At 58.9% G+C, this 25,667-nt stretch carries 21 protein-coding genes and 1 riboswitch; of the genes, 10 read left to right on the top strand and 11 right to left on the bottom strand.

The window, feature by feature from the left end:
* Window positions 1-54: 54 nt before the first annotated feature.
* Window positions 55-429, bottom strand: a complete 375-nt coding sequence (locus tag GL4_RS16620; RefSeq protein WP_172653307.1) for a phasin family protein — start codon at window positions 427-429, stop codon at window positions 55-57.
* Window positions 430-1,095: 666 nt separating this feature from the next.
* On the opposite strand from GL4_RS16620, the gene GL4_RS06105 reads away from it, so the two are divergent.
* Entirely contained in the window at window positions 1,096-1,479 is a 384-nt protein-coding gene (locus tag GL4_RS06105; RefSeq protein WP_208430900.1) for a YqhA family protein, read from the top strand.
* Window positions 1,480-2,247: 768 nt separating this feature from the next.
* Window positions 2,248-2,874, top strand: a complete 627-nt coding sequence (locus GL4_RS06095; RefSeq protein ID WP_045369599.1) for a cation efflux transmembrane domain-containing protein — start codon at window positions 2,248-2,250, stop codon at window positions 2,872-2,874.
* A 118-nt stretch (window positions 2,875-2,992) separates the two neighbouring features.
* Here the strand turns inward: GL4_RS06095 and GL4_RS16615 are convergent, their stop codons facing one another.
* From GL4_RS16615 to GL4_RS06070, 7 genes are all read right to left on the bottom strand, one after another.
* Window positions 2,993-3,232, bottom strand: coding sequence for an efflux RND transporter periplasmic adaptor subunit (locus GL4_RS16615; RefSeq protein ID WP_052464177.1), 240 nt, complete (start codon window positions 3,230-3,232; stop codon window positions 2,993-2,995).
* Complete coding sequence (locus GL4_RS06090; RefSeq protein ID WP_052464176.1) at window positions 3,171-3,668, bottom strand: efflux RND transporter periplasmic adaptor subunit; 498 nt, start codon at window positions 3,666-3,668, stop codon at window positions 3,171-3,173. The genes GL4_RS16615 and GL4_RS06090 overlap by 62 nt, the downstream gene beginning before the upstream one ends.
* A gap of 326 nt (window positions 3,669-3,994) precedes the next feature.
* On the bottom strand, window positions 3,995-7,129 hold the full coding sequence (locus GL4_RS06085; protein WP_045365656.1) for an efflux RND transporter permease subunit: 3,135 nt from the start codon (window positions 7,127-7,129) through the stop codon (window positions 3,995-3,997).
* Window positions 7,130-7,136: 7 nt separating this feature from the next.
* A complete protein-coding gene (locus GL4_RS06080) occupies window positions 7,137-8,525 on the bottom strand; it encodes an efflux RND transporter periplasmic adaptor subunit (protein ID WP_052464175.1) in 1,389 nt (462 codons plus the stop codon).
* Window positions 8,515-9,894 carry a TolC family protein gene (locus GL4_RS06075; protein ID WP_159079783.1) on the bottom strand — a complete coding sequence of 460 codons (1,380 nt, stop codon included), beginning with the start codon at window positions 9,892-9,894 and terminating at the stop codon, window positions 8,515-8,517. The genes GL4_RS06080 and GL4_RS06075 overlap by 11 nt, the downstream gene beginning before the upstream one ends.
* A gap of 74 nt (window positions 9,895-9,968) precedes the next feature.
* On the bottom strand, window positions 9,969-10,370 hold the full coding sequence (locus GL4_RS17885; protein WP_208430899.1) for a hypothetical protein: 402 nt from the start codon (window positions 10,368-10,370) through the stop codon (window positions 9,969-9,971).
* 170 nt (window positions 10,371-10,540) lie between these two features.
* On the bottom strand, window positions 10,541-12,997 hold the full coding sequence (locus GL4_RS06070; protein WP_082025513.1) for a TonB-dependent receptor: 2,457 nt from the start codon (window positions 12,995-12,997) through the stop codon (window positions 10,541-10,543).
* Between the two features lie 288 nt (window positions 12,998-13,285).
* On the opposite strand from GL4_RS06070, the gene GL4_RS17880 reads away from it, so the two are divergent.
* On the top strand, window positions 13,286-13,486 hold the full coding sequence (locus GL4_RS17880; RefSeq protein WP_208430898.1) for a hypothetical protein: 201 nt from the start codon (window positions 13,286-13,288) through the stop codon (window positions 13,484-13,486).
* A gap of 28 nt (window positions 13,487-13,514) precedes the next feature.
* On the opposite strand, the gene GL4_RS16610 is transcribed toward GL4_RS17880, so the two are convergent.
* Both GL4_RS16610 and GL4_RS18090 read right to left on the bottom strand, forming a co-directional pair.
* Window positions 13,515-14,252, bottom strand: a complete 738-nt coding sequence (locus GL4_RS16610; RefSeq protein WP_159079784.1) for a carbohydrate porin — start codon at window positions 14,250-14,252, stop codon at window positions 13,515-13,517.
* A complete protein-coding gene (locus tag GL4_RS18090) occupies window positions 14,236-14,910 on the bottom strand; it encodes a carbohydrate porin (protein WP_159079785.1) in 675 nt (224 codons plus the stop codon). Before GL4_RS18090 ends, GL4_RS16610 begins: the two co-directional genes overlap by 17 nt.
* A 105-nt stretch (window positions 14,911-15,015) precedes the next feature.
* Window positions 15,016-15,217: riboswitch (cobalamin riboswitch) on the bottom strand.
* Between the two features lie 434 nt (window positions 15,218-15,651).
* On the opposite strand from GL4_RS18090, the gene GL4_RS17145 reads away from it, so the two are divergent.
* The 5 genes from GL4_RS17145 (at window position 15,652) to GL4_RS06035 (ending at window position 20,986) form a co-directional block, all read left to right on the top strand.
* Window positions 15,652-15,972: a MerR family DNA-binding protein gene (locus GL4_RS17145; RefSeq protein ID WP_244462692.1), complete on the top strand. Its 321-nt coding sequence runs from the start codon at window positions 15,652-15,654 to the stop codon at window positions 15,970-15,972.
* Window positions 15,973-17,151: 1,179 nt separating this feature from the next.
* Entirely contained in the window at window positions 17,152-17,592 is a 441-nt protein-coding gene (locus GL4_RS06050; protein ID WP_045365647.1) for a DUF411 domain-containing protein, read from the top strand.
* Between the two features lie 187 nt (window positions 17,593-17,779).
* Window positions 17,780-18,139, top strand: a complete 360-nt coding sequence (locus GL4_RS17445) for a hypothetical protein (RefSeq protein WP_159079786.1) — start codon at window positions 17,780-17,782, stop codon at window positions 18,137-18,139.
* Between the two features lie 113 nt (window positions 18,140-18,252).
* Window positions 18,253-19,521 (top strand): efflux RND transporter periplasmic adaptor subunit, encoded by a 1,269-nt coding sequence (locus GL4_RS06040; protein ID WP_082025511.1) that lies wholly within the window; start codon window positions 18,253-18,255, stop codon window positions 19,519-19,521.
* 670 nt (window positions 19,522-20,191) lie between these two features.
* Window positions 20,192-20,986 (top strand): tetratricopeptide repeat protein, encoded by a 795-nt coding sequence (locus tag GL4_RS06035; RefSeq protein ID WP_045365641.1) that lies wholly within the window; start codon window positions 20,192-20,194, stop codon window positions 20,984-20,986.
* Window positions 20,987-21,072: 86 nt separating this feature from the next.
* On the opposite strand, the gene GL4_RS18085 is transcribed toward GL4_RS06035, so the two are convergent.
* A complete protein-coding gene (locus tag GL4_RS18085) occupies window positions 21,073-21,480 on the bottom strand; it encodes a hypothetical protein (protein WP_156137408.1) in 408 nt (135 codons plus the stop codon).
* Here GL4_RS18085 and GL4_RS06025 point away from each other — a divergent pair.
* Together GL4_RS06025 and GL4_RS06020 are read left to right on the top strand one after the other, a co-directional pair.
* Window positions 21,466-22,497, top strand: coding sequence for an efflux RND transporter periplasmic adaptor subunit (locus tag GL4_RS06025; protein WP_052464169.1), 1,032 nt, complete (start codon window positions 21,466-21,468; stop codon window positions 22,495-22,497). The two genes, GL4_RS18085 and GL4_RS06025, sit on opposite strands and share 15 nt — an antisense overlap.
* Window positions 22,498-22,510: 13 nt before the next feature.
* Window positions 22,511-25,645, top strand: coding sequence for an efflux RND transporter permease subunit (locus GL4_RS06020; protein WP_045365635.1), 3,135 nt, complete (start codon window positions 22,511-22,513; stop codon window positions 25,643-25,645).
* The last annotated feature ends 22 nt before the right edge of the window (window positions 25,646-25,667 follow it).

The raw sequence follows: 25,667 nt of genomic DNA, 5'->3' as shown, positions 1-25,667 counted from the left end.
TGATACGGGTGCTTCCGGCTTGATGGTCTCGCATGGAGAGTCTCGCCGAGTCGTTCAGATCTTTCTGCCCGCCCCACTCATGGCGTTGACCATCAATCGGCCAAGCTCTTGGACCTGACGAGAGTATGCCTGAATCTGAGTCTGCCCATAACGGCTCTGTATTGACATCACCTCTTGCACGTCCTTCGCGTTTGCGAGCTCTCTTGCCAACGAGAATGAGCTTTCAGCGTTTTCCTTCGCGAAGTCCATTGCCCTTTCCTGGAACTCATTGAATCCAGCAACCATCGTTTCTGACGGTAGGCCTGGCCAAGCCCTCATTGTATGGGTCACCGAGTGCATAAGCTGACCGTAGGAAGTCTGAGCTTTCATGCATTGCTCGGTCAGATTCCGGAGCTCCGTGGGGAGATCAAAGACAGACTTATCGACCATGGCGTCCTCTCCAGTGAATGTTTCCAACCCAAGGCGAACCACTATAGCAGCTATGCGGGATTCCATCAGGCGGCATCGTCAACTCGCGACGGGCGAGCGTAAACCTGACGTTGAGTCACGCGGCGATGGGCACTTAATCAGAGCAAAGACGAAAAGTTCAGACGCTGGCATCCGCTTCGACGCATGCGATATTGTGCGCCGCAGCGGGCGCGTTCCGAATTGCTTGACCGCGTGCCCAAATAAATTGAAGCCGCTGCTCCCGGCTATGACAGCCCTCAATCGAGAACATCATTTTTGGGAGGCGGCCTGTCATGCGTCAATCTAGGCTGCGCTACCCTTTAGGATCAGTCTTTTTTGCAGGGCCCTTATTGGCTGCTGGTGAGTGCGGCCCACGCAGGGTCTTCTCCGAAACGGGCTCAGCAGGCGCGGGCTTCTGCTTAGCCACACGTTTCGTCGCTTTCGATGTTTTCTTGGCCGCGGGGGAGTGAGGCCCACGTTGTGTTTTTTCTGACATGTCTAACTCCAATCAGCCCGTCAGCTTAGCACCATTCAAAGCAATGCGCTGAAAGAGGGAACAATCGCTTCAATATGATTTTTACGGCTTGCCCCTCCGCCACTGACGAAGCTCGGTTCGGCACGGCGGCTGTCACAAGTGTTGTCGAGGCCTTGGACCTCTTCTTGATTGCGATAGTGCTTCTCTATTTTGCCTTCGGCATCTACTCCCTCTTCATCCATCCGGAAGAGGCCGAACAACAGCTTGCGTTGCCAGCTTGGCTTAGGGTCCGGCAGATTGGACAGCTCAAGCAGGTCGTGGCGGAGCTAATCCTAGTGATTCTTTTCGTTCTTTTTCTTCGCGTGGTTCTTCAATCATTCGAAGAAAGCGGCTCCGATATGAGCTGGGGCCGAATTGCGACAATCATGCTGCTGCCGGTGAGCACGGCGCTCTTGGCGCTGGCGCTGCGACTCGTTGAACTTCATCCCAAGCCTCGCAGATCAGCCGCCCCGAATTCCAATTCGAGGGAAGTGCAGAAACCCCTGCCGAAGGAATAGCCCCGCAATAACTGCATGGCTGCCGTCCGCAGACAAAGGCGCGTTACGGTCAAGCCCCACGATCGCGCCGTGTCAGAGGCCGATGTCGGCCGAGCAAGCCGACATGGCAGCTGAGTGCCAAAGCCAAAAAATCGCGATCGCCCGCGCACAACGTCCACAGCAGCAGTGTGATGGACTGCCGCAAATCGCCATAGCCGTTGTGGGGGGCGGCCTCGTAAGCATCAGCCTCCTGAGAACAATGAGCCAGGAAGTCCCATAGCGGGCCGAAGTGCCCCACTCAACGCTCTGCCGAGAGAACCTCAGCGTCAATTGGTGCCCAGTTTCTGCACTTCTTCGGGACAGTTTGAGTGGTGGCCGGAAAGAGCGAGGAACGCCACGACTGGGTGGCTGTGCTGGGAGGCTGCAGCGAACGCGTCTCTGCCGTCAAATTCCCTGATACCCGGGAAAATACAGGGAATCTAGTCGGATTCAAGTCGTCAGGCGACGAGGGCACCAGCCTATACAAGCGATTGCGGGTGGAATTCCCTACTAAGCAGAACAGGGAAATATTGGCTGCGAACAGGGAACGTTCCCTCAGCAACAGGGATCGCCCTCGCCTCTTAATGAATTTTCACAACCGCTGGGTAATGGACGTTACGAAGCAGCTCGCCGCTGACTGCTTTTGACCCAGAGCAGACATCCTTAACAACCAGGCCGGTGCCTATCCAGAACGGCCACACCGCCGCTCACGACCTTGGTTTGTGGCGCCCGCTTCACTATGTTGCGGGCATGAGTGCAAGTTGCTGCGGAAATGAGGTACGTTTCGAGGGTCTTGATCCTGCCTATAAGCGTCGTCTCTGGGCGGTCATCGGCATCAACGCCGTTATGTTCTTTGTAGAGATGGGTGCAGGTGCGTTGGCAGGTTCGCGAGCGCTCCAGGCTGATGCGCTCGACTTCCTGGGCGACACGCTGACCTACGGCATGACCCTCGCGGTGATCGGCTCCGCTCTGCGGATTCGCGCCTGGGCCGCGTTCGTCAAAGGCGTAAGTCTCACGCTTATGGGAGTGTGGGTCCTTGGTGCAACGGCGTACCATGTCCTGGTAATCGGCACTCCCCAGGCAGAAGTAATGGGTCTCGTCGGCTTTCTAGCACTTGCCGCTAATGCCACGAGCGTTCTCCTCCTCATTCCCTACAAGGATGGCGACGCCAACGTCAGGTCGGTTTGGCTCTGCTCGCGCAATGATGCCATTGGCAACGTGGCGGTGATGGTCGCGGCGCTGGGTGTTTGGATCACGGGCACAAAGTGGCCGGATCTATTTGTTGCGGCATTGATGGCAGGCGTATTCGTCAGCTCCGCGGTTCAAATCCTCCGGCAGGCGGTGGGCGAGCTGCGTAGTGTCGAAGCGACCACCTGACCTTCTGCTACAATGAGGCGTGCCATCTTCTTTGGAGCAAGGCGTTTATCGCTCGGGTCGGCTCGCGAGCTTCGCCGAAGCTATTTGACTAGTAGACCCAATTCCGCTTCTTCAAAAATCATTGCAGCGTTGCCGCGTCGTTAACCGCCTTCAATTCCGCTTTAAGCTTGCTTTCGGCGTCGATGAGGAAGGTGGCGGAGGTCACGACCTCCTCGCCTTCCTCCAAGCTGTCGATCACTTCTATAAAGCCGCTGCCGATGCGCCCAATGCTGACCTCGCGCGGCTCGAACCGGTCTTTACCCTTGGCGACGAGAACGATCTTGCGCGTGCCGCTGTCGATGACGGCGTTGGCAGGCACCCGCCATGACGTCGGGAGCATTGGCGTTGGGACGGAGCACCACGTCGGCATACATGCCGGGCTTCATCGACCCGTCGGGATTCGGCAGCTCGATGCGGACCGAGACGGTTCGCGTCTCCATCGTTCGCATGTGGGGATAGATGAAGGTCACCTTGCCTTCGTGCGGGTCGCTGGGAAACGCACGGAGTGTCACCGTGAGGGGCGTGCCGACCGTGATATCGGCGATGTCGGCCTCGGCGACCTCGGCGATCACCCAAACATGAGAGTTGTCGGCGATGCGGAACAACTCATCGCCCTTCTCCACAAACTGGCCCTTGATCACGTTCTTTTCGATCACGTGACCCGAGGCGGACGCCGGCCAGTCGAGCGTTCTCAGATTCTCCTTGGTCTTGATCACCTCGTCGATCCGCTCTTGCGGCACGTTGAGGTTCCGCAACTTTTGAATAGCTCCGTCGACGTCGCTAGTGCGGCCTTGCGTACGCAAAGAAACCAGGAGATCGACTTGGGCCAGCTGCGCGCCACGTCGACAACAGGGCGGCCTACCCGCCTCCCCTCAGGGCGAACAACTGCAGTCACTCCTAGCGGCCTCTCCGGTACCAAAATTACCGGGATTTTTCTAGCCACCGCACTTGTATTCGGGGGTTTGGTCCGCATGCGGGTTTGACGTCGACTAGGGAGATGTTTCGGAATTCAGCCGCTCTTAGGGCATGTACGATGTCCGCGACTCGGCTGCGGTGCAGGAACGCCTTAATCTCCTTCATCCTAGGCTTCATGCGCTCTAAGCCTTTGCTCGGCTGAGCTGCGGCGCTCTTCGACTCTGATTTCAACCCACTCGTAGATTACGGGGAGCAGAACGAGTGTGAGGAGGGTCGAGGTGATCAAGCCGCCAACCACGACAGTCGCGAGCGGTCGCTGCGTTTCAGCACCTACACCCGACGACAAGAGCATCGGTATAAGACCGAGAATCGCGACGCTTGCCGTCATTAGTACCGGACGAAGCCTAAGCTCGGCACCGCGCCGCACGGCATCTGAGATCTTAAATCCTTTTTCGCGCAACTCATTGATGAATGAGGTGAGCACGATACCGTTAAGCATAGCCACGCCGAAAACGGCGATAAATCCAATCGCGGACGGTACGGACAAGTATTGACCCGAGACCCATAGAAAAATGAGCCCACCAATTGTCGCAAACGGTACGTTGGCAATGATCAGCACTGCCTGACGAACGGAATTGAAGGCGGTTTGAAGCAGAACGAAGATAAAGAAGATCGTCAGCGGGACGATGATGGAGAGGCGCGCAAGGGCGCGCTGCTGGTTCTCGAATGCACCGCCCCATTCGATCCAATATCCAGGAGGTAAATTGACCTTCTGCTCGATCGCTTTATTGGCATCCTGCACAAAACTGTCCACGTCGCGCCCGCGAACATCCATTTGGATGACTGCATAACGCTGAAGCTGTTCCCGGCGGATGAAGGAATAGCCTTCGGCTACAGACACGTCGGCCACCCGTGACAGCAGAACGATAGCGCCGTCAGGCGTACGTAAGGGGATATTCTTGATTGCTTCGACTGACTGCTTCGATGTGTCCTGGAGCCGTGCAGTGATGTCGAAGCGCTTCACCCCTTCTATTAGAGTGGACACCGGCTGGTTGCCGATACCAGTGCGCACGATCGTCAACACGTCATCTGCATTCAATCCATAACGTGCGAGTTCTTCGCGGTCGACCTGAATGCGAATTTGGGGCTTGCCCAGGTTTGCCTCAAGTGACAGATCCGCTACGCCCGGCACTCCAGCGATAACCCCTTTGATATCTTGGCTCAACCGGTCAAGTTCGGCGAGATCTTGGCCGTAGAGTTTGGCAGCGAGCGTCGCCCGCACACCTGAAATCAGCTCTTCAACACGCATCTGGATTGGCTGCGTAAAGGCGATCACCGCCGTCGGAACTGTTTCTTCCAGCGTCTTACGCATGGCAGTGGCGAGATCTTCAATTGACAGACGGGATGGCCATTCGTCTTGCGGCCTCAGCGCCGTATAGACTTCCATATAGTTGACGTCGGCTGTCTCACCCTTCTCGGCCCGTCCAATCATCGCGATCGTCGTTTCGACCTCAGGGAATTCAGCTAGCGCAGCTTCGATTCTTTTCGAGATCTCGATCGATTCGTCGAGAGACGTTGAAGGGATGGAGGTCACCCGCCACATGATTGAGCCCTCCTGTAGCTGCGGCATAAATTCTTTGCCTAAAAGGGGGAAGAGCGCCAGGCTGAGCACCAGCAGTAGCCCAGCAGCAACAACCACTTTTCCCTTGTTGGCCAATGACCACGCGAGAAGGGGCAGATACCCCCGCTTGATCCAGCGAACGATAAGGGTGTCGCGCTCCTCCTTGGGTTTGAGAATGATCGCCGCCAAGACGGGAATAATTGTAAGCGTCAGAAGAAGCGAGCCCGCCATGGCGAAGCTGATATTGAAAGCCATCGGCTTAAACAGCTTGCCTTCCAGGCCTTGCAAGCTAAAGAGAGGCAGAAAGACAACGATAATAATCAGAATGGCGAATGCAATTGGGTTAGCAACTTCGCGTGCGGCGGTGAGAACCGCTGCCGTTCGGTTCACCTCCTCGCCGGCTGACTTCCGTTCCGCCATGATGCGGAACGAGTTTTCGACCATCACGACGGCGCCGTCGACCATCATGCCGATACCGATGGCGAGGCCGGCTAGAGACATGAGATTGGCGGAGAGTCCTGCCTGCTCCATAAAAATAAACGCGATAAGCATTGCGAGCGGCAGCGCGGCGATAACGACGAAAGCCGACCGCAACTCGCCGAGAAACAAAAAAAGCACAATGGCAACGAGGATCGACCCTTCAATCAGGGCGCGTTCCGCGGTGCCTACGGCTTTTTCCACCAACTCTGTACGGTCATATATGGGCTTCAGAACGATGCCTTCTGGCAGAGCCTGCTCCGCTACGGAGAGCTTGCCCTTCACTGCATCGACTACGTCTTTGGCGTTTTCTCCAATACGCGCCAAAGACATTCCAAGAACCACCTCTTTACCGTCGCGGGTCACGGCGCCGAAACGCAAGGCGGGAGCCTGAGTGATTTTGGCCACGTCGCGGAGGTATACAGCAGATCCATCGTGAACTTTCAGAACGATATCGCCGATGTTGTTCTCATTCGCGACGAGACCCAGCCCTCGCACTAGGAACTGCTCTGGCCCTTGATCGATGTACTGGCCGCCAACCTGCCGATTGTTCGCCTCAATCGCCTCGATGATATCTCTATAGCCGAGCTTGTATTTGATGAGCTTAAGGGGATCGATCTGGACCTGATATTGCCGCTCCTGACCGCCCCAGGACATCACGTCATCGACGCCGGGAGCGGTTCTCAAGATCAATCGAACTGACCAATCTTGAAGGGTGCGCAAATCCATGTCGGAAATGTCCTCGGCAAGTTTCTCATCGGTACGTTCCAGCGTGTACCAATAGACTTGACCGAGGCCAGAAGCGTTCGGTCCCATTTCCGGCGTGCCATACCCTTCAGGGATCCGGTCGCCCACTTCAGCCAACCTCTCCATTACAAGGCGACGCGCGAAATAAATGTCTACGTCGTCCGCGAAATAGACGGCTACGTAAGATAGGCCAAATAAGCTTACCGAGCGGATTTCGTCGACGTTGGGCAGACCAGCCATGGCCGATTCAACGGGAAATGTGAGGAGTTGCTCTACGTCCTCGGCTGCAAGGCCCGGCGATTCTGTGTAGATGTTCACCTGGACTGGCGTCACGTCAGGAAAGGCATCGATTGGCACGTTGGTCACCGCCCGCCAGCCGAGAAAGCCCACGACAAGAAACGCAATGATCACGAGGAATTTGTACTGAAGTGAAATCTCGACGAGCCTGTTCAGCATGGCATCCTCAGTGACCGTGGCCTTCGCCCATTTGTGCCTTCTGGATGAGTGCTTTCAGCGTGAACGCCCCCTCTTCAACGTAGCTCTCTCCTTTAGTAAGCCCCGATAGAACTTGGACGTATTTCGAGTTTTCGCGGCCAGGCTTGACGGGTCTCGGCTCGAAGCTTTCCCCCTCCTGGACAAAGACCACGGTGTTGTTGTTGAAGTTTTGCACTGCAGTCTTGGGAACGCGAACGCCGCCGGTCTCTTGGCTCAGTTCAATCCACGCCTTGACGAACATGCCTGGCTTCAATCGGCCTCCTGCATTGTCCCTGATGACCCGCGCGACGGCGGTGCGCGTCTCCTCTTGTACATCGGCCGTGACGAAGGCTATCTGCCCTTCAACGACGTCGTTCTCGTCAAGTTGAATTTGGACAATTTGTCCGGCGCCAACCTCTCGTAGGTCCTCGGGATAGACTGTTATGTCCACCCAGACGGTCGACGTGTCGGCTACCATAAATGCGTCACTGTCGACGGACACAGCCTCACCGAGGCTGATGTGCTTCTTAATGACAGTTCCGGTAATCGGCGCGCGTATCTCATATTTCGCAAGGTCTTCAACCGCGCCATCCTTAAGCTTGTCGAGGTAGCTTTGTGATAGACCAAGCGCGCGAAGCTTCTGCTGCGAGGCGGTCAAAGCAATGTCCGCCTCAGCCAATGCGGTCTTCTGTGCCAGATAGTCCTTCTCGGAAGAGATCTTTTTCTCCCAAAGCCGCTTCGCTCGGTCGAAATTCTCCCATGCCAAGTCTCGCCGCTCCAGATCAGCGAGATACGCTGATTTCATTTCCGCGAGCTCTCGACTATGAACGACCGCGAGGACCTCGTCCTCCTCGACAACCTCACCTTCTGACACCGACACACTGCTAACCACGCCAGCAACGCGGGGCACGACGTGAACCACCCGATCGTTGTCGAATTTCACTTCTGCGGGACGCTCGATATCCATCACCATTGGGCTGTCGTCAGCGACAGCGACTTTGATACCGAGGCGCTTGAGATTTTCGACACCGAGGTCCGGCGCCCCTTCCCCTTCAGACTCGTGCTGCCCTGACGATGATTCGCCGTCGTCCGCCGGGCCACCGATTGCTGCAACTTGGTCTTTCTCGGTCTCGGTTTTTGATTGTTCGTCACTATTCTCAGCATGGGGCGGATCCGATCGGTCGGGGCCCGTTCCAGCACCGTTGATGCTGGTCTCTGCACGCTCGACACCGGTGGTCACGAGGGAATTAATCGTTGCTCTCGAGTATGGAAGCCAAACAGCAACGGCGGCCATAACCATCAAGACGACAAGAATTGCCGTCCCAATGAGCAGCCGGTTCAGCGGGCGTCGTTGATTCCCATTCTTCTCAGAAGTCATAGAGGCTGCGTCCAATCAAAGCTTCGATTCTCACCTTTGCCTTTTGGAAGTCCGCCTGCGCATTCACGATCTCCAGGCGTGTCGCAAACAGGGTTCGCTGAGAATCCAAAACGCTCAAGAGATCGAACTCTCCGGCGGCATAGCCCTTGTTCGTGTCTGCGTAGACTTCTTGAGCGGTAGGCAGGATCTGTTTCTGCAGGGCCTCAAGCTTTCGGGAGGCAACCACAAGGTCGCCGTAGGCCTCCAGCATCTGGGAATTCACATCGATTCTTGCGGCCATTGTCTCGCGTCGCGCCTTGAAAACGCGGGTTTGTGCGGCAGCGATATTGCCCTGATTGCGATCAAATACCGGTAGCGGAATCGAGAGGCCAACTAGGGCTCCCGTTTCGTCAGCGTCCCTTACGTTCCGCGCGCCAGCGCCGACAGTCAGGTCGGGTATCCGTTTGGACTTCTCTAACCTAAGAACGGCCTCCCGCTGCATCATCTCGGTCGTCCAGCGTGCAACGTCAGGATTCGAAGACAAAAAAGCGCTGAGTTGGTCTGCCGACGGCAGACGAGTGCCCGTCGCCAAGTCACCCTTGACGTACTCAAAGTCTGCGCTGCGCGCACCCCAGTTGTTCGCGAGCCGGCGGCGTAGAACGCCAAGGAGCGATTTTTCTTGACTTAGCTGGGACTGCGCACGAATGACTTCGATCTCGGTTCTCTTTAGGTCAACCGCACTTATCGTTCCGGCATCCACCCGTTCGTTCACCGCTTTCTTGAGCTGTCTGGCCACGCCCTCGAGCTCGCCAAGGATCTGAATCCGTCGTTGGCTTCCCAGAACGTCGACAAAGTCCTCCGCAGTGTTGCTCGCTGTCCGCAGACGCACAGCTTCGTAATCCCATTCCGCGACCCCGACATCGAGCTCGGCGGCCCTGATACGCTTTAGCCGCTTTCCGCCAAGAAGAATGACCTGAGAGAGCTCCAAAGTAGATTCCTGAACATCCTGTCCGACATTCTGTACATCTCCCGTGATGACAGGGTTTGGTCTAAGGCCCGCCTGAACAGTTTCCGCGCGCTTGGCATCAACCTCGATCGACGCAGCCTCCAAGGCCGGGCTGTAACGGAGAGCGCGCCGAACCGCATCGCTCAGCGTGACCGTGCCAGTATAAGTTGCCTGCGAGTCCGGATAGCGCGATGCGTTCGCGTAGCGAACGACAGTCTTATCGGCTGGCGTGACCGCTGAGACGTCCGTCTCGGCGTTTAGGCGGCTTCCATCCGCCAAGGTGGATGGCCCGCCATCGAGATAGGAAACCGGCTGCTTGTAGCAGGCGGACAGCGAAAGCGTCAGAATCAAGATGATAAACCGTCGTATTTTTGTTGCGATCATTTCCCCCCCCATACACGGCGATAGATGACTGCGCGCTTGATGCACGCGAAGTCAGTGCCTGTAATCGGAGAGAGTTAGATCAGCAGCACAACGGTGCGGAGATGGGCGAGTTGGCTGGCGACAACACCAGTCCAAGTGCGGACCACTTCCAAGGGAGATTCGGAGCCATCAAAATAATTATGCGAAATGATCGCTGAGGCAGTCGGATTCTTCGATGGCGATGCAAGCGAAGCCAATTTCTTTGGAACTTCAGCGAGCTGCAATACATCATAATTTAGGCAGCGTCCGCCTTCCACGCAAAGCTCACGCACCTGAGAAGAAAACCTGGACGTCTCATGATGATGGCTGGACGCCGCGCTTTCGATAGCGTTGTGCCCGTTGAGGCCCACACACCAGACTAGCGACGCTCCCACGGCTGAAGCCGGAAGAAGGAGTGCCACCAACGCGAAAATGGCGAACTTGCGTGCTCTATGCATGAGATTTATAGACGAAGTAGGCCCCTAACTAACCTACGAAAGTTAGAGGGAATTCAAGGCCGAATCAAGACTTCACCACTGCGACAGCGAAGGATGGGCGGGGGCGTCCACGGCCCTCCTGATCACAGCGAGCGGACGGGTCAGAGTGGACCTCTAGCGGTTTCTAGATCCTACCACTTCGCCTTCATGGTCACGAAGGCCGAGGTCGGCGCCCCGTAGGAGATGTTGTTGTTGTTGTGCGAGGAGATCCAGTACTCGGTGTCGAACATGTTCTCGACATTGAGCTGCGCGGACCAGTGCTCGTTGATGTCGTAATAGACGGCACTGTCGAACCGCGTGTAGCTCGGCACCTTAACCGCGTTGTTCGCCTCGGCGAACCAGCCCGCCTGGTAGATGACGCCGAGGCCCACGCCCCATTTCTTGGTGAGCTGGTACTTGTTCCACATCGAGAAGGTGTCGACCGGGACGGACTCCACCGAGTTGCCGACCAGGGAGAGATCGTCGCCGGCGAAGAGGATCTCGGAGTCCGTGTGGGCATAGCCGCCGAACACCTGCCACTTGTCGGTGACGTAGCCGCTGATCTCGATCTCCTTGCCCCGCGTCCGGGTCAGGCCGCGCGCGAAGGTGTCGGGACCGATGGTCACCGCCTGGTTGTCGCGGTCCAGGCGGTAGATCGCGCCCTGCAACAGCAGGCGCGGCATGATCGTCCACTTGAAGCCCGTCTCGTAGTTCTCGAACGTCTCCGGCTCCAGATCCGACGCCGTGACGCTGAGTTCGCCGAAATTGTCGCCATTCGCCGGCAGGAACGACTTGGCGTAGCTCGCATAGAAATGCAGGCTCTCCCACGGCTTGACGACGCCGCCGACGCGGGGCGACCACTCGTCGTCGACGCGCGAGGTCTGGAAGCCGTTCAGCGTATCCTCGAAGCTGACGTCGAAGCGGTCGAAGCGGATGCCGCCGATCAGCTCGAAATAGCGCGTGATCTCGAACTGATCCTGGATGAAGGCGCTCGACGTATCGAGGTCGGTGAAACGGCGCCGGTTCGGCCGGTTGTACAGGGTCCTGGTGAAGACCGTCGGATCGGCCACCGGCACGTCGAGGGTGAAGATGCCGGAACCCGGCGCCACGAAGACCGGCAGATTGCGGAACGCATCGTTCTTTTGCACGCCGAACTCCAGGCCGCCCACCAGCGTGTGGCGGAGGTGCTGCCCGTGCGCGAACGAATAGGAGAAGTCCGTCTGATTGACGAAGTTCTGGCGGGCTTCGATATTTTGATAGCCGTCGAGCTCCACCAGACCCGGCCCCGGCGCGTTCACCGCCGAAGATGCGAAAATGTTCTGGTAGAGCTTGTCGTAGTCCGCGAAGAAGGTGTGGTTGCGGATCTGCAGGCCGCCCGTGGTCTCGTGCTCGAGCGTCGCCGTGGCCACGTGCCCGTCGAACGTGGTCAAGCTCGCGAAGGGCTGGCCGAAATACGTCTCGAGGGGAGCCTGAAACGGCCTGCCGTCGATCGACGGACCGCCGCGGTCGATGTTCTGGTCGTGGGTCTTGTACTCGTAGCTGAAATGCAGCGTGGTCCGCTCGCCGAGCTTGAAGCCCATGGTCGGATTGATGCCGTAGCGCTCGAGCCACGAGAATTCCCGGAACGTCTCCGAGTCCTCGTACATGGCATTCAGGCGGAACGCGGCGTTGGGCGAGATCGCCTGGCCGACGTCTGCCGTCCCGCGCGCGCGGCCCCAGCTGCCGACCTGCACCGTGCCCTCGTAGATCGGAACGCCGTCGGCGCGCTTGGTGACGCGGTTGATCACGCCACCGCCGCCGCCGCGGCCGAAGATCATGGCGTTCGGGCCTTTGAGCACCTCGATGGTCTGGACGTTGTAGAGATCGCGGAACGTCTCGATGTCGTCGCGCACGCCGTCGACGAAAAAGTCCGCGGTGGTTTCCTGGCCGCGGAAGGTCAGCTGATCGCGATGCCCCTCGCCCTGCTGCACGGCGATGCCCGGAACGTAGAGCAGCGCCTGGCCGAGCGTGTTGGCGGCCTGATCCTCGGCGAGCTCCTCGGGGATGATCGAGACCGAGCCCGGGATGTTCATGATCAGCGTATTCGTCTTGGTCGCGGACGAGGTGCCCGCGGCGTAATAGCCGTCGACGCCCGACGAGCCGCGGTTCAGCGTGCTGCCGTCCACGGGGAGATCGAAGATCGCCTCCTCGATCGCGTCCTGGGAGGCGTAGCCGCCGTCGGCCGTGGCGGCGGGCGCGCTCACGGGAGCGCTCGCGGTGGTGCGCGGCGCGGGGCGGGGCCGCGGCCTCGGCTCAGGGTCGGGCTCCGCCTCGACCACGGCGGGCGCGGCCTCAATGTCGGGATCCTGCTCGACGATCACCGGAGGGACCTGGGTGTCGGCTCCAGGATCGGGGCTGCCGCCCGTGGCGGCGGGGGCGCCGTTGCCGGTCACGCCCGATTCTAGGCCGCCCTCTCCGGTTGTTTTCCCGGTCTCCTGTGCATGAACTATTTCACCCGATAGGGCAATGAGCGCCGCAGAGGCCGCCAAGGCGAGCAGCCGCTCTCTAACTTCGCTGAGTTTCCTGGACGAACGCGACGCGGAATGCGCCGCCGTGACACGGAGTTCCATTTACTGCCCCCCGGCTCTGATCGACCTTGGGGCGCGCCTCATCTCACGCGAAACTGCTCCCCTCAAATCCACAGGCAACGATATTAGGGTTCGAGTGCTGCGCATAATGAAGGGTTTTCAACTTAATATATGAACAAAATTCATTTTTAGGATAGTGACCAGGCAGTAGAGGACCTCAACCGATTTCTGGCGTCACGCACACGAAGGTTTAGTTACCCTGTGCCTACATCTGGTTGGGTTGGTCTCTCGAGGACGGCAATTCGCGCTATAAGCTCAGACTTTGCCTTGGTGCAGGATCACGTCACCCTTTTTTTTATCCTGGCGCCCTACCACCCGGCCTTCATCGTCACAAAGGCCGACGTCGGCGCCCCCGAAAGAGATGTTGTTGTGCAAGGAGATCTAATACCCGGTGCCGAACATGTTCTCCGCATTGACGCGCTCTTTTCTAGCCTGTTTCGCGATTTTGAATCGCCGCCCGATTTCACATGAGTTTCTACTCGTCACGCTATTCCTGGGATCAGTAATTGATGATGCTCCTCATCCCAACGACCAACGCATTCTCGACTTTTTGGTTGGGTGTATCGTTGAATAGATTGGGCACCGAGCCTCCGGGATTATGGATGTATTGCACCACTGGCTGTATCGCCCAGCCAGATACGATCTCTGCAATGTAGTTCAACTCGAGGATTAGTTCATAATCGCGAATGATATGCAGCCCCGCCTTGCGGTCGAGATCGGAGGCTTCGTTCGAAATACCGGAATACGCGACGCCTAGAGCGATGCCGTCATGAGGGCGCCCGGGCACCCATCCGTCGAAGACAATGCCAACATCAGCATAAGTGTCGACCTGATTGCGGTCAGCCGGGCTAAGGATCGCTCGGGCGAAGGCCGATACACCTCCTGTGCCGCATTGGCCTTCTGGTTGATAGAGCACCTGATCGACTACCACATAGACGGCTTGGTTTCCTTCATGGCGAGACGCAGAAAGCCCCTGCGCGAGCGGGTGTATTGGATCATCGAACTCGCCAAAATCGTACCAGCCGCCAAGTTTGACCGTGCCGGACGGGCAGCTGCCGTTGCCGTAGGAATAGTCGGCCTCGAAGAGCAACAAGGGGGGATCGTTAAGGCGAAAATCGAAGCCGTGCGCGTTACACTGCCCGGGATCACGTTCCTCGGCGCAGGGACCGGCTGGATCACTATCATAAATCCCAAATTTCAGTTGGAATAGGTCCTGAACTTCAACAGCGACGCGCACCCCTGGTGATGCAAACGGATAGATGGGACCGCCAAAAAGGAAGGTTGTCGGAGCTGAGAGTCGTCCAGCCAAAGGTAGAGGCGATGAATCTCGCAGCCACCTCCGAAATGAGAAATTCACTGTCGGCACCCAGCTGGCCGAGACGGATAGAGGCGTGCCCGTCATAGAAAGCCTGTTCAAGCCAAAGCTCATGCAGACGCGTGGAAGGGAATGCCTCTATGTTGCTAACGCTGACGATGCTGCCGATGTTTTCAGCAGTGATGCTGGTGCCGTGAATTTGATAGAAATCTATATGGAAACTCAACCCTCGTGCACCGGTGAGGTTCTCAAGATCGGCATCGAGGTATCCCTCGAGAAGTCCTGCGTAATGTACGCTTTGCTCCATTCCTCCTGAGACGTTGCCTAGCACGTCGCTGGTGTAGTCGATGCCGTAAGAAACTCCCTGCCGGGCAAGGACATTGCGTACACTTCGAGGATCTCCATATCCTGGCAGACTCGTTGCAATCGAGGGCTCCGGGATCCCCGGCGGCAGCTCACCTATCCCGTCTGGAAGACGGACATGTGGATGATGCTGCTGATCGGCCCATGAACCGTTAGCGATAAGAAACGGACTTGCGAATAAAGTTGTGACGAGACAAATGGCCGTGATCGACTTCACGATAGGATTTCCATCCATGTGCGCCTGCGGCGCGAAGCCTTCACGGATGGAACGCGAACTAGCGCTTCCCTTCTTCGCCTGCGAGCACCCCGCTCGCACGACGCCGATCAGGCACCTGTGACGGCAGGTCTCCTGGCTCGCGGGTCGCTGCCTAGACGCCGTCTTCCCGGGTTTCCCCCAGTGACATGTTGGCGCTCGGCTTGCCGCTCACAGTTGCGGGGGCAGCTGCGGACTTAGCTGGCATTATGCCAACTTCTCCACATTCCCTTTTCATCCTCATAGAGGAACCGTCTTGCAAATGATTATCAGTAGATTCCAACTTCGTCAATTCGCCAGTTCCTGCTTGGCAGGCGGATGGTCCCGAGGCACTGCCAGGCCGTTGCTCAGCGCAGGCTAATGCATGCAAAAGGACGCCCCGCCAGTTGGGGCTAGCGGGGCGTTGATGTACGGCATTCGTATGTGACTGCCGTACATAGATCAGGCTGGCTCTCCGGTAGCAAAGCGCCTTCTCGCTTATTGGTCGTTCAGGAATGGCAACCAGCCACTCGGGCCGGCTCACACGAAACGCTGAACGGTCAAAGTGGTGATGATCGGCTAGTGGGTGATGATGACATCCTTCACGGTGGAGTATGACCTTTACGACAGCGTGCAACGTTGTGTCCAATAAGAAGGCAATCGCTCCCCAGTTCTACCTTTTTTCGTTCGACCATTAACATCGAGACGATTAGATACTACGAACGCGTGGGGCTGCTTGATGCTCCGCCCCGCACTCGGGGTGGGCTTCGCATGTACGACCGGCATCATACTCGACGCCTGACCTTCATTCGTCGCAGCCGTGAACTCGGCTTTTCGTTGGACGACATTTGCACATTGATCAGTCTCTCAGGGCGAAATCAGGATTGCGCTGCAAGGGAGTTGACTCTTCGGCACGTGGATCAGGTGCAGGGCAAAATCGCCAACCTAAAGCGGTTGGAGAGAGCACTAAAAAGTCTGGCCGAGGCGTGTAAGCCCGGCGATCAAAAATCGTGCCCCATCTTCGATGCTCTAGCCGGGCAAAGTTAAGTGGCGGCTTACCGACTGCAACTGCGCTGAAGTGTCATAAGCAAGTGCAAGCGACGACGACACTGGGGTCGGATGCCAGTGCCAAATATTTGATCACGAGACCCTTGATGTTTTTGGCAGAGAGATCATTCTGATGAGATGGTCACGTTCGTCAGTCGGCTCGCTTTCGCCATCTTCCTCACCGTAAGTTCGCACGCAGTGGCGGGCTTGAGCCACGCTCAACCTATTGTCGGTGCTGTCGACTTGATCACGGCTACCAATCTTGGGGCTGGCGAGTGCGACCATTGCGATGGCTGTAGCAAGCCTTGTGTTGTGCCGGTCGTTTGCAATAGTCCCTGCTCGCCCATGGCTTTGCCGTTGACCTGGACGGAAGAAGCCGCCTCTAAAACTACCTCCCTCAAATCAACTGAAGGTTCGCGGTTCAGAAGCGCGGTGATCCGCGCTCCTACACCACCTCCTCGCTTTTTCCACTTCGTCTGAGCAGTCCCTGGAGTGGGCCTGCCTAGTCATGGGACCCCCGCCTTTTGGGGGCGTTCCGTCGTTCATGCGGCGGTCGAACAACCATCGATGCCCAAAGGAGTGGAAAAATGTATCGATCACTAGCAGTCGTCCTGACTGGAGTAGCGTTTGTCGCTGTAAGTCTATCGTCGGACGTCGCCACCGCGCACCACAACGCCTATCACAACTTGGGAAAGTGTGGTTCCGCGGTCGAGTGTCCGGGTCAGAAGCAAGGGACCCAAACGAAAAGCTCTAACCGTTAGACTTCGATAGAAAGGGTCGGCCGGGCCTTATCCGATAGGCCTGGCCGATCCCACAAAGACCGATGCTCAAGCGCCGGGTATAATCGAACGCTTGGGCATATGGCAAAGATGATGGCCACCAGCGTTGCGTCAGGGATCTTCGCCGCGTGTATTAGTCTGAATTATCAAAGAGTGCAGCCTCTACAGCAGTCCTAGGAGGATTGAATCATGAGCGAGATGATGAATAACGGAATGATGTGGGGTATGGGAATTTGGTGGCTGATCATCGGTACCATCGCCGTGCTCGTTATTGCGGCCTTAGTCAAGTACCTGTTCTTTCGCTGAGAAGGACAGGGCGAGTGCGACCGAAGTCTCGCCCCTCAATGGGGTTACACTTGGCACGCTTGCCTTTGCCATCTGCATTGTAAGGAGTATCCGGATGAAACACGCCATGAGAATAATTGCCGCGTTGGTGTTTGCCTTCGTCACCGACTCAGCCTTTGCGCAGACTTTAGAAGGGACATTCTACAAGCAACAGCAGTGCACGTGCTGTGAGGCCCACGCAGACTACCTGCGCAAAAGCGGCTTCGAGCTGGATATAACGTCAGTGAACAACTTGGCTGAGATGAGCCTTGATGCCGGTGTGCCCGAGGGCTTTCAAGGTTGCCATCTTATCAAGCTGAACGGCTACGTTTTTGAGGGGCACCTGACCAGCGAAATCATAAAGAGGTTTCTGGCTGAAAAGCCACGGGACACCATTGGTCTCAGCATTCCCGGCATGCCAAGCGGCGTTCCCGGAATGGAAGGTCCAAAGGAGGGACCAATCAAGGTTTATGCTGTGAAGAAGGACGGCACCACATCGATCTACGCCACTCAGTAATTATTAAACAGTGGCCTCGCCTGTACGAAGCTCTCGACCGCCTGCCGGGGGATTTGCGCTAATCAGCGCGACCACGACTTGGGAGTACTGGGAGGCGGTGCGTCAGTTCTGGGTCAAAAGCGGGCGTCAAGGGCTCACAGCGAGTTCACTTGACCAGCATACGGTCGGCGGTTACGCCAACTGCAGCATGAGGAGTTTGCGCATCATAGTCGATGCCGTCGTGGCGTTGTCGCTGGCCGCCCTGCCGGTCTCGGCCGTCGCAATGCCCTCAGCCGTGGCGGCTGGAGTGGCGGCCGGCATGCCCGATGCGTCCGATATGGCGGCGCACACGAATTGCTGTGCCGAGTCCAAACACTGCGAAAAGCAACCTAAGAACGGCTGCGGCGAATCCAGCGCGTGCCTCCTTAAATGCACCGTGCTCTCCGCCGCTCAAGTCGCGGCGATGGATCTTGCCACGCCGCCCAAAGCAGCGCCGAAACTCGCGAACTTGGTTACGAGCTTCCGGTCCACGCTGGACCACCCGGCTCTCCCGCCACCCCGCGTCTAGATCCTTGAACGAAGTCGTGTCGCCGCCACGCACAAGCTCGTGCCTGGCGAGCTGCACGCGCGAGCCCTTTGTACTGCGAAGGCCCGTCACTCTCGGATTTGGAGACGCGCGCTATGAAGCGTCTAAGTAGTTTGGCCTTGCTGGCCGCCGGCATTGTCGCCGGGGCGGCGGGCACTTATTGGTACGCGCATCGGGACGAGCCGATGCCGATACATGCCGCGACCGAGCCCGCCGCTCACGACGAGATGAGCGAAGGCGAGAACGGCGAACGGAAGATTCTCTATTACCGCAACCCCATGGGTCTGCCGGACACCTCGCCGGTGCCGAAGAAGGACTCCATGGGCATGGACTACATCCCCGTCTACGCCGACGAGGTCGATGACAGTGACACCGTGAAGGTGAGCCTGGCCAAGATTCAACGAAGCGGCGTCAAGACCGAGACGGTCGGCCTCAAAGCGTTATCCCGTGAGGTACGCGGCGTTGGCACGGTCGAGCACGACGAATCGACACTTTGGGTCGTGACGGTTCGCTCCGACGGCTACATCGAGGATCTGTTTGTCAATAAGGCCGGGGCGCACGTAAAGACGAGCGATCCGATGTTCCGGTTCTACAGTCCGCAAATTCAGCTGGCCCAAGTCGACCTCCTGGTCTCGTTGCGCACGCAAGGCCGCACCGGCTTCAACCGGGACGTCAGAGGCGCCATTCAAAAGTTGCGTAACCTCGACGTACCGCAAGAACGGATCGACGAGGTGATCGAGACCAAGGAGAATGTGAGAACGCTCGATTGGCCGGCGCCCGCCTCGGGCCACGTAATCGAGAAAAACGTGCTCAAGGGCCAGTTTGTGGAGGCGGGCGAGGAGTTGTTCCGCATCGCCGACAACTCGCATGTTTGGGTCATTGCCGAAGTGGCCGAGGCTGACATCGCCGACGTCAAGGTCGGCACGCCCGTCACGGTAACGCTCCGCGCCTTCCCCAACGACCCGCACGAAGGCAAAGTGACCTTCATCTATCCCCACATGCGAACGATGGAGACGCGAACCGTCTCGGTCCGCATCGAGCTGCCGAATCCCGACGGGTCGATGAAGCCCGGCATGTATGCCGACGTGGTGCTCCGTCCCGACGCCGATGCTCCCGACGTCATGGCGGTGCCTTCCAACGCCGTCATCGACAGCGGCACGCGCAAGATCGTTCTCATCGCCAAGGGTGAAGACCGGTTCGAGCCGCGCGAGGTCAGCATTGGGCGCATCGGCAGCGGCTTTATAGAAGTGATCGACGGCTTGGAGGAAGGCGAGGAGGTCGTGATCTCCGCCACCTTCCTCATCGACGCCGAAAGCAAGCTGAAAGCGGCGCTCGAAGCCTTCAACCAGGGGGCACGTGAATAATCGCGCGCATCGTTAGTTGGTCGGTCGAAACATCTTCCTGGTCGGGCTCGTCACGAATTGCCAGATTTCTCTGTCATTTTCGGCAATGTGGCTTGACATTCCTTGCCCGCCGAGGCTGGTTTCATCGATGAGCCGCTTTTTTTTACGACTGGTCCGGCTTTTTTTGGCCACCGCACTTATGTTCGGAGGCGCGGTCGGGCATGCGAATTCAGTCGTTCACACCGTTTCGAGCGATTTTGGCGTGCCTCATGAGCACGCCAGTCCCGCGGAGGTCAGGCTGGTTAGCTCGTTCACGCACAGCGATCCTTCTGGGCTTGAAACCGAAAGGGAAAGCCCGAGCCACGGCCTCAGTGTCTGTCTAGACGCCCATTGCTGCGCGCCCGCCGTGCATGCGGTGCCTCAGAATGACCTGCGGCAAGGGCTGAAGAGTGGTAGGTTCGGATTCGCGGCCGCCCCTGGTTATGCACTCTACGTTGCCTTTTCTCTTCTAAAACCACCACGCGCAATCGCCTGATTCAACGGCTGCCCCCGTGCAGACGCTGTCTGCTTAAACAGCAGTGGGATCTTGGGTGAGTCGTGCACCTTATTGGTGCTCGACTTTCGCCCAGAATCGGCAATTCCAGTTCGAGTCCTGCTGCATATCTTGTCCGCAGCAAAGGTGCATTGAACCATGCGCAAAAGATTCCTTTCACTGATCCTTATTGGTATGACGGCTCCGTTGCCGGCACTGGCAACGCCACAATGCGACGTCGCCCCTATTGACTCGTCTTTGACAGAAACGAGGCGTGCAGATCAGCTCGCTACTCGCGCTTTTTCGTGCCTCAAGGCGGGAAAGCCCATTCAAGCAATAGCCGACTTTAGCGAACTGATTGGGATCGACCCCGAGCATGCCCAGGCTTATCTCAACCGCGGTAGCACTTACGTGAGGCTCGGTGAATTTGATGCGGGCCTTAGTGACTACTCCCGCGTCATCGCACTTGCTCCAGAGCGCTTTGAGGGGTGGTACAACAGAGGCTCGGCCCGTGTGGCGGCACTCCAATACGATGAGGCGATCGTCGACCTTACTGAGGCAATCAAAATAAGACCTGATCTCGGATACGCTTATTGCAATCGGGGCCTTAGCTATCTGCGGAAAATGGAACCTGAGAAAGCCCTGGCTGATTTCGAAAAGGGCCTCGACCTACGTGTTGACATGCCGCTCTGTTACTACGGTAGAGGTGAGATCGCGCTGTCGGACGGCAACTATCGTGCAGCGATCAACGACCTCACGCGCGGCATCAATTTCAAACCCACGGTCCTGGCTCTGATACAACGGGCCACCGCCTACGAAAAACTAGGCGATATTGATAGCGCGCTGAGAGACTACCGCAGCGCCCTAGCCTTACAACCGGAGTCAAAAGAAGCGCAGGCCGGAGTTGTGCGACTTTCCCAGCGCAGCAATAGCAACCAGGAAATCGACCAATGAAAAGGAGCTCAAGCAAGCTAGCGCGCGGGCTTTGCGGTACTGCTCTAGTTATCGCCAGTGTTACTGTCATCCCTGGTATCTGGGCTTCATATTCCCTCTCGTCTGCCGCGGCCCGCGAGGACCACGCGGATCACGATCATGACGATCACGAAGCGGGGAGCGATCCGGTCGAAGAGACAGGATCGGTCAAAGACCGCGCCCCCGCCGAGGACGCTGAGGCAGGCGCTGCGGATCATGACCACGATCATGACCATGCCCACGACGAGGAGACCAAAGAAGGCCATCGAGAGGCCCCGGACGATTCCGCGACCGACGATCATGAGGGGCATGAGAATCACGATGACCATGAGGGCCACGATCACGAGAATCATGAAAAGAACGAAGGTAACGAGGATGATGAGGGACACGAAGGTCACGACCACGAAGGAGAGCATTCCGACCACGACGACCACGGCGGCGTCGATCTGACCCCCGACCAAATGGAGACGTTCCAAGTCCGCACGGCTCCCGTCGCGGGCGGTCCCATCGCGGTGACGATCAAGCGTCCTGCCGAAGTCGTCTATGACGAGAACAGGCTCGCGCATGTGGTGCCGCGCGTGCCGGGCATCGCCCAGACGATCAACGCCGCGGAAGGCGACCGTGTCACCGAAGGACAAGCGCTCGCCGTCTTGGAAAGCCGGGAGCTGGCCGACGCCAAGGCGGCCTATCTCGCGAGCCTCGAACGGCTGGCCCTGACCAAGGAGAACTTCTCACGCGCCGAAGCGCTGATCGAGAAGCGGATCGTCTCGGAGAAGATCCACCTCGAAGTCAAGACCGAATACGCCGAAGCGCGCATCAACCTTCGCAACGCGCGGCAGAAGCTGTTCGCTCTCGGCATTGGCGAAGATCGCCTGAAGGAGATTTCCGAGGAAGGCGCCTCGGACCTCACGGAATATGTCATGCATGCGCCGCTCAGCGGCACCGTGGTCACCCGGCATCTGACCCGCGGCGAGTCCGTGCCGACCGATCGTGAGGCCTTCGTCATCGCCGACGTTTCCACCGTCTGGGTCGATATCAGCATCTACGCCCACGATCTTGAACAGGTCCGGGCGGGGCAAAGTGTGACCATCCTGACGGACGGAGGATTCGAGGCCGAGGGAACCATCGCCTTCGTGACGCCCAACGTTTCCGAGGAAACGCGCACCGCCAATGCCCGTGTCGTTCTCGAAAACACGCCGATGCGGCTCCGGCCCGGCATGTTCGTCACCGCCGACATCGCGGTCGTCGAAGAGCCCGCGAATGTGCGCGTCCCGGCCTCGGCCCTGCAAACGCATGAAGGACAGGACGTCGTGTTCGTCAAACACAAGGACGGGAAGCTGAAGCCGCAATCGGTCACCCTCGGGCGGCGCAACCACGACTATGTCGAGGTGCTGGCGGGGCTCAGCACCGGCGACACGGTCGTCACCGACGGCGCCTTCGTCGTCAAGTCGCAGCTCGCCAAGTCGGGCTTCGACGACGGTCACAACCACTAGCGCCGCGCGTTCGATGCATACCTTCCTCGAAGCCATCCTGCGACAGCGCCTGCTGATCTGCATTCTCGCCGTGGGCGTTCTGGTGGCGGGCTTCCAGAGCTACCGCAATCTTCCCGTGGACGCCTTCCCGGACGTATCGCCGACGCTCGTGCAGGTCTTCACCGAGACCGAGGGGCTCGCGCCCGAGGAGGTCGAACGCTACGTCACCTATCCCATCGAAGTCGCCATGAACGGTCTTCCCGGACTGAAGACCATCCGCTCCGTCTCGAATTTCGGCCTGTCCGTAGTGAACGTCTATTTCGAGGACTCCACGGACATCTATTTCGCGCGCCAGCTCGTGGGGGAACGCTTGCAGACGGCGCGCGAGGAGATCCCCGACGGTTTCGGCGAGCCGGAGATGGGACCCATCACCACCGGCCTCGGGCAGATCCTGTTCTACTACGTCGAGGATACCACGGGCGGACGCACGCCCGAGGAGATGCGCGAGATCCAGGACTGGATCATCAAGTTCAACCTGCAGACCGTCCCGGGCGTCACCGAGGTCTTGTCGCTGGGAGGCGAGGTCAAGCAGTTCCAGGTTCAGGTCGATCCGCAGGCCCTGCTCCGCTACCGGCTCGGCATCGGCGACGTGGTCGACGCGGTGAAGGCCAATAACGGCAACGCCGGCGCGCAGTACATCGTCAAGAATTCCGAGCAGTATCTCGTGCGCTCGATCGGCCTCGCGGGCGGCATCGCCGATATCGAGGACACGATCCTGAAAGTGGTCGACGGGGTGCCAGTGAAGGTCCGCGACGTGGGCGCCGTGAAGATCGGCGGCGAGGTCCGCCAGGGCCTGGCGACCAAGGACGGCGACGGCGAGATCGTCGCCGGGCTCGTTCTCAAGCTGATCGGCACGAACACGTCGAAGGTCATCGCCGACGTGAAGGCGCGTCTGGAGAAGATCAACGAGGCGCTCCCCGAAGGCGTGCGCGTCGTGCCCTATTACGACCAGTCCAAGCTCGTGCTGCGCAGCGTCGAGACGGTGAACGGGGCCTTGGCGCAAGGCGTCATCCTCGTGGTTCTCGTGCTCCTCGCCTTCATGGGCGGGTTGAGACCGAGCCTGGTCGTCGCCTTCGCCATCCCCTTCTCCATCTGCGTCGCCTTCATCCTCATGCGGGTCACGGACTTGTCGGCCAACCTGATGTCGCTCGGCGGCATCGCCATCGCCATCGGCATCATGGTCGATGGCGCCATCGTCATCGTCGAGAACGTCGACCGCTATCTCAAGGAGAAGCATACGGCGCTCTCCAAGCACCAGATCGTGGCGCGGGCTTGCGCAGAGGTGGTGCGCCCGATTGCCTTCGCCATCGTGATCATCATCGTGGTCTTTCTGCCGCTGTTCACGCTGCAGGGCTATGAAGGCAAGACCTTCCGGCCGCTCGCCTTCACCGTCTCGCTCGCGATGCTGGGCTCGCTCGTCTTCGCCATCTTCGTGGCGCCCGTCCTGTCCGAGATGCTGATGAAGCGCCCGGACCCCGAGGCGCGCGGCAAGGTGCGGCTCGCGGACCGGCTGGTGAACGGCATGATCGGCGCTTACCAGCCGCTGATCGAACTGTTCGTGCGTGCCCGCGTGCTCGCCATCGCGCTTGCCGTCGGCATTCTCGCGGTGGGGCTCGTCATTTTTCCGCGGCTCGGCTCCGAGTTCGTCCCGCGGCTGAACGAGGGCGATCTCCTGGTCCGCGTGACCATGGCGCCTTCCATCGCGCTCGAGGAGGCACGCGAGACGGTCACGCGCTTCGAGCAGCAATTGCTGGACCGGTTCCCCGAGGTGGAGCGGGTGGTGTCGCGGGTCGGGCGCGGCGAGGTCGGCGCGCATGCGGACCCCGTGAACAACGCGGAAGCCTTCGTCGGGCTCAAGCCGCAAGAGGAGTGGCCGAGCGACCGCACGCCCGAGGAACTGTTCGCGGCGATGAGCGAAGCCTTCGAGGACTTCCCCGGTGCGAAGTTCAACTTCACGCAGCCGATCGCCGCCGCCGTCGACGAGCTCCTCACCGGCACCAAGGCCGAGCTCGCCATCAAGCTGTTCGGCGAGGACCAGGACGTGCTGCTCACGAAGGCCGGCGAGATCGAGCGGGTCGTGCGGGACATTCCGGGCGCCGCGGACGTGCAGAAAGACCAGGTCACCGGCACGCCGCAACTGCAGATCCGCGTCGATCGCGGGCAGATCTCCCGCTACGGCCTCAATATCGAGGACGTTCAATCGGCGGTGCGCACGGCCATCGGCGGCGAGACGGCCGGACAGGTCTTCGAGGGCGTGCGGCGCTTCGACATCCTCGTGCGCTACGACGAAGGCGCGCGCACCACGCCCGAGGCTATCCGCGAGCTCGTCATCCGCACGCCGCCCGGATTGCTGATCCCCTTGCGCCAAGTGGCCGAGGTGACGGAGATCGTCGGTCCGCGGCAGATCACGCGGGAGAACACCCAGCGCTTCATCACCGTCCAAACCAACGTGCGCGGCCGTGACATCGGCTCGTTCGTCGCGGAAGGCCAGGCGCGCATCGCCGAGACCGTCGACCTGCCGTCCGGCTATCTCGTGGAGTGGGGCGGCCAGTTCGAGCTCCAGCAAGAAGCGAACCGCCGGCTCGCCATCGTGGTGCCGATCACGCTGGGGCTCGTGTTCCTGCTGCTGTTCATGAACTTCGGCTCGCTGCGCGCCTCGCTGCTGATCATGCTCAACATCCCGCTGGCGCTGGTCGGCGGCGTGGTGGCGCTGTGGCTCGCCGATCTCAACCTCTCCGTGCCCGCGTCCGTCGGCTTCATCGCCCTGTTCGGCATCGCGCTGGAGAACGGCATGGTGCTCGTCACCTATCTTAACTGGCTCGTGGCCGAAGGGAAGTCCGTGGACGAGGCGAGCGTGCAAGGGGCCTGCATGCGCTTGCGGCCGGTGCTGATGACCGCGCTGACGACGGCGCTCGGACTAATCCCCCTACTCTACGCCACAGGCGCCGGAAGCGAGGTGCAGGCTCCGCTTGCCACGGTGGTGGTCGGTGGGCTCGTGAGTTCCACGGTGCTGACGCTCTTGGTGATTCCCGCCGTCTACAAGTGGTTTGTGCCCAAGCCGCTGGCAGCGACAGTAGTTGAGCAAAAGACCAGCGCGCCGACTGAATAGACTCGGGAGACGCGTGAGTTAG

The sequence above is a fragment of the Methyloceanibacter caenitepidi genome (assembly GCF_000828475.1).
Lineage (GTDB): Bacteria > Pseudomonadota > Alphaproteobacteria > Rhizobiales > Methyloligellaceae > Methyloceanibacter > Methyloceanibacter caenitepidi.
Note: the sequence above shows the minus strand (reverse complement) of the source record. Positions and strands in the feature narration are given on the sequence as shown.

What these genes read in the sequence shown, in the direction of transcription:
- GL4_RS06035 (WP_045365641.1), top strand. Translation starts at nt 20,192, where the DNA reads ATGCGCAAAAGATTCCTTTCACTGATCCTTATTGGTATGACGGCTCCG.
- GL4_RS16620 (WP_172653307.1), bottom strand. Translation starts at nt 429, where the DNA reads ATGGTCGATAAGTCTGTCTTTGATCTCCCCACGGAGCTCCGGAATCTG.
- GL4_RS17885 (WP_208430899.1), bottom strand. Translation starts at nt 10,370, where the DNA reads ATGCATAGAGCACGCAAGTTCGCCATTTTCGCGTTGGTGGCACTCCTT.
- GL4_RS06050 (WP_045365647.1), top strand. Translation starts at nt 17,152, where the DNA reads ATGAAACACGCCATGAGAATAATTGCCGCGTTGGTGTTTGCCTTCGTC.
- GL4_RS06025 (WP_052464169.1), top strand. Translation starts at nt 21,466, where the DNA reads ATGGAGACGTTCCAAGTCCGCACGGCTCCCGTCGCGGGCGGTCCCATC.
- GL4_RS06095 (WP_045369599.1), top strand. Translation starts at nt 2,248, where the DNA reads ATGAGTGCAAGTTGCTGCGGAAATGAGGTACGTTTCGAGGGTCTTGAT.
- GL4_RS17445 (WP_159079786.1), top strand. Translation starts at nt 17,780, where the DNA reads ATGAGGAGTTTGCGCATCATAGTCGATGCCGTCGTGGCGTTGTCGCTG.
- GL4_RS06075 (WP_159079783.1), bottom strand. Translation starts at nt 9,894, where the DNA reads ATGATCGCAACAAAAATACGACGGTTTATCATCTTGATTCTGACGCTT.
- GL4_RS06020 (WP_045365635.1), top strand. Translation starts at nt 22,511, where the DNA reads ATGCATACCTTCCTCGAAGCCATCCTGCGACAGCGCCTGCTGATCTGC.
- GL4_RS06070 (WP_082025513.1), bottom strand. Translation starts at nt 12,997, where the DNA reads ATGGAACTCCGTGTCACGGCGGCGCATTCCGCGTCGCGTTCGTCCAGG.
- GL4_RS06080 (WP_052464175.1), bottom strand. Translation starts at nt 8,525, where the DNA reads ATGACTTCTGAGAAGAATGGGAATCAACGACGCCCGCTGAACCGGCTG.
- GL4_RS06085 (WP_045365656.1), bottom strand. Translation starts at nt 7,129, where the DNA reads ATGCTGAACAGGCTCGTCGAGATTTCACTTCAGTACAAATTCCTCGTG.
- GL4_RS06040 (WP_082025511.1), top strand. Translation starts at nt 18,253, where the DNA reads ATGAAGCGTCTAAGTAGTTTGGCCTTGCTGGCCGCCGGCATTGTCGCC.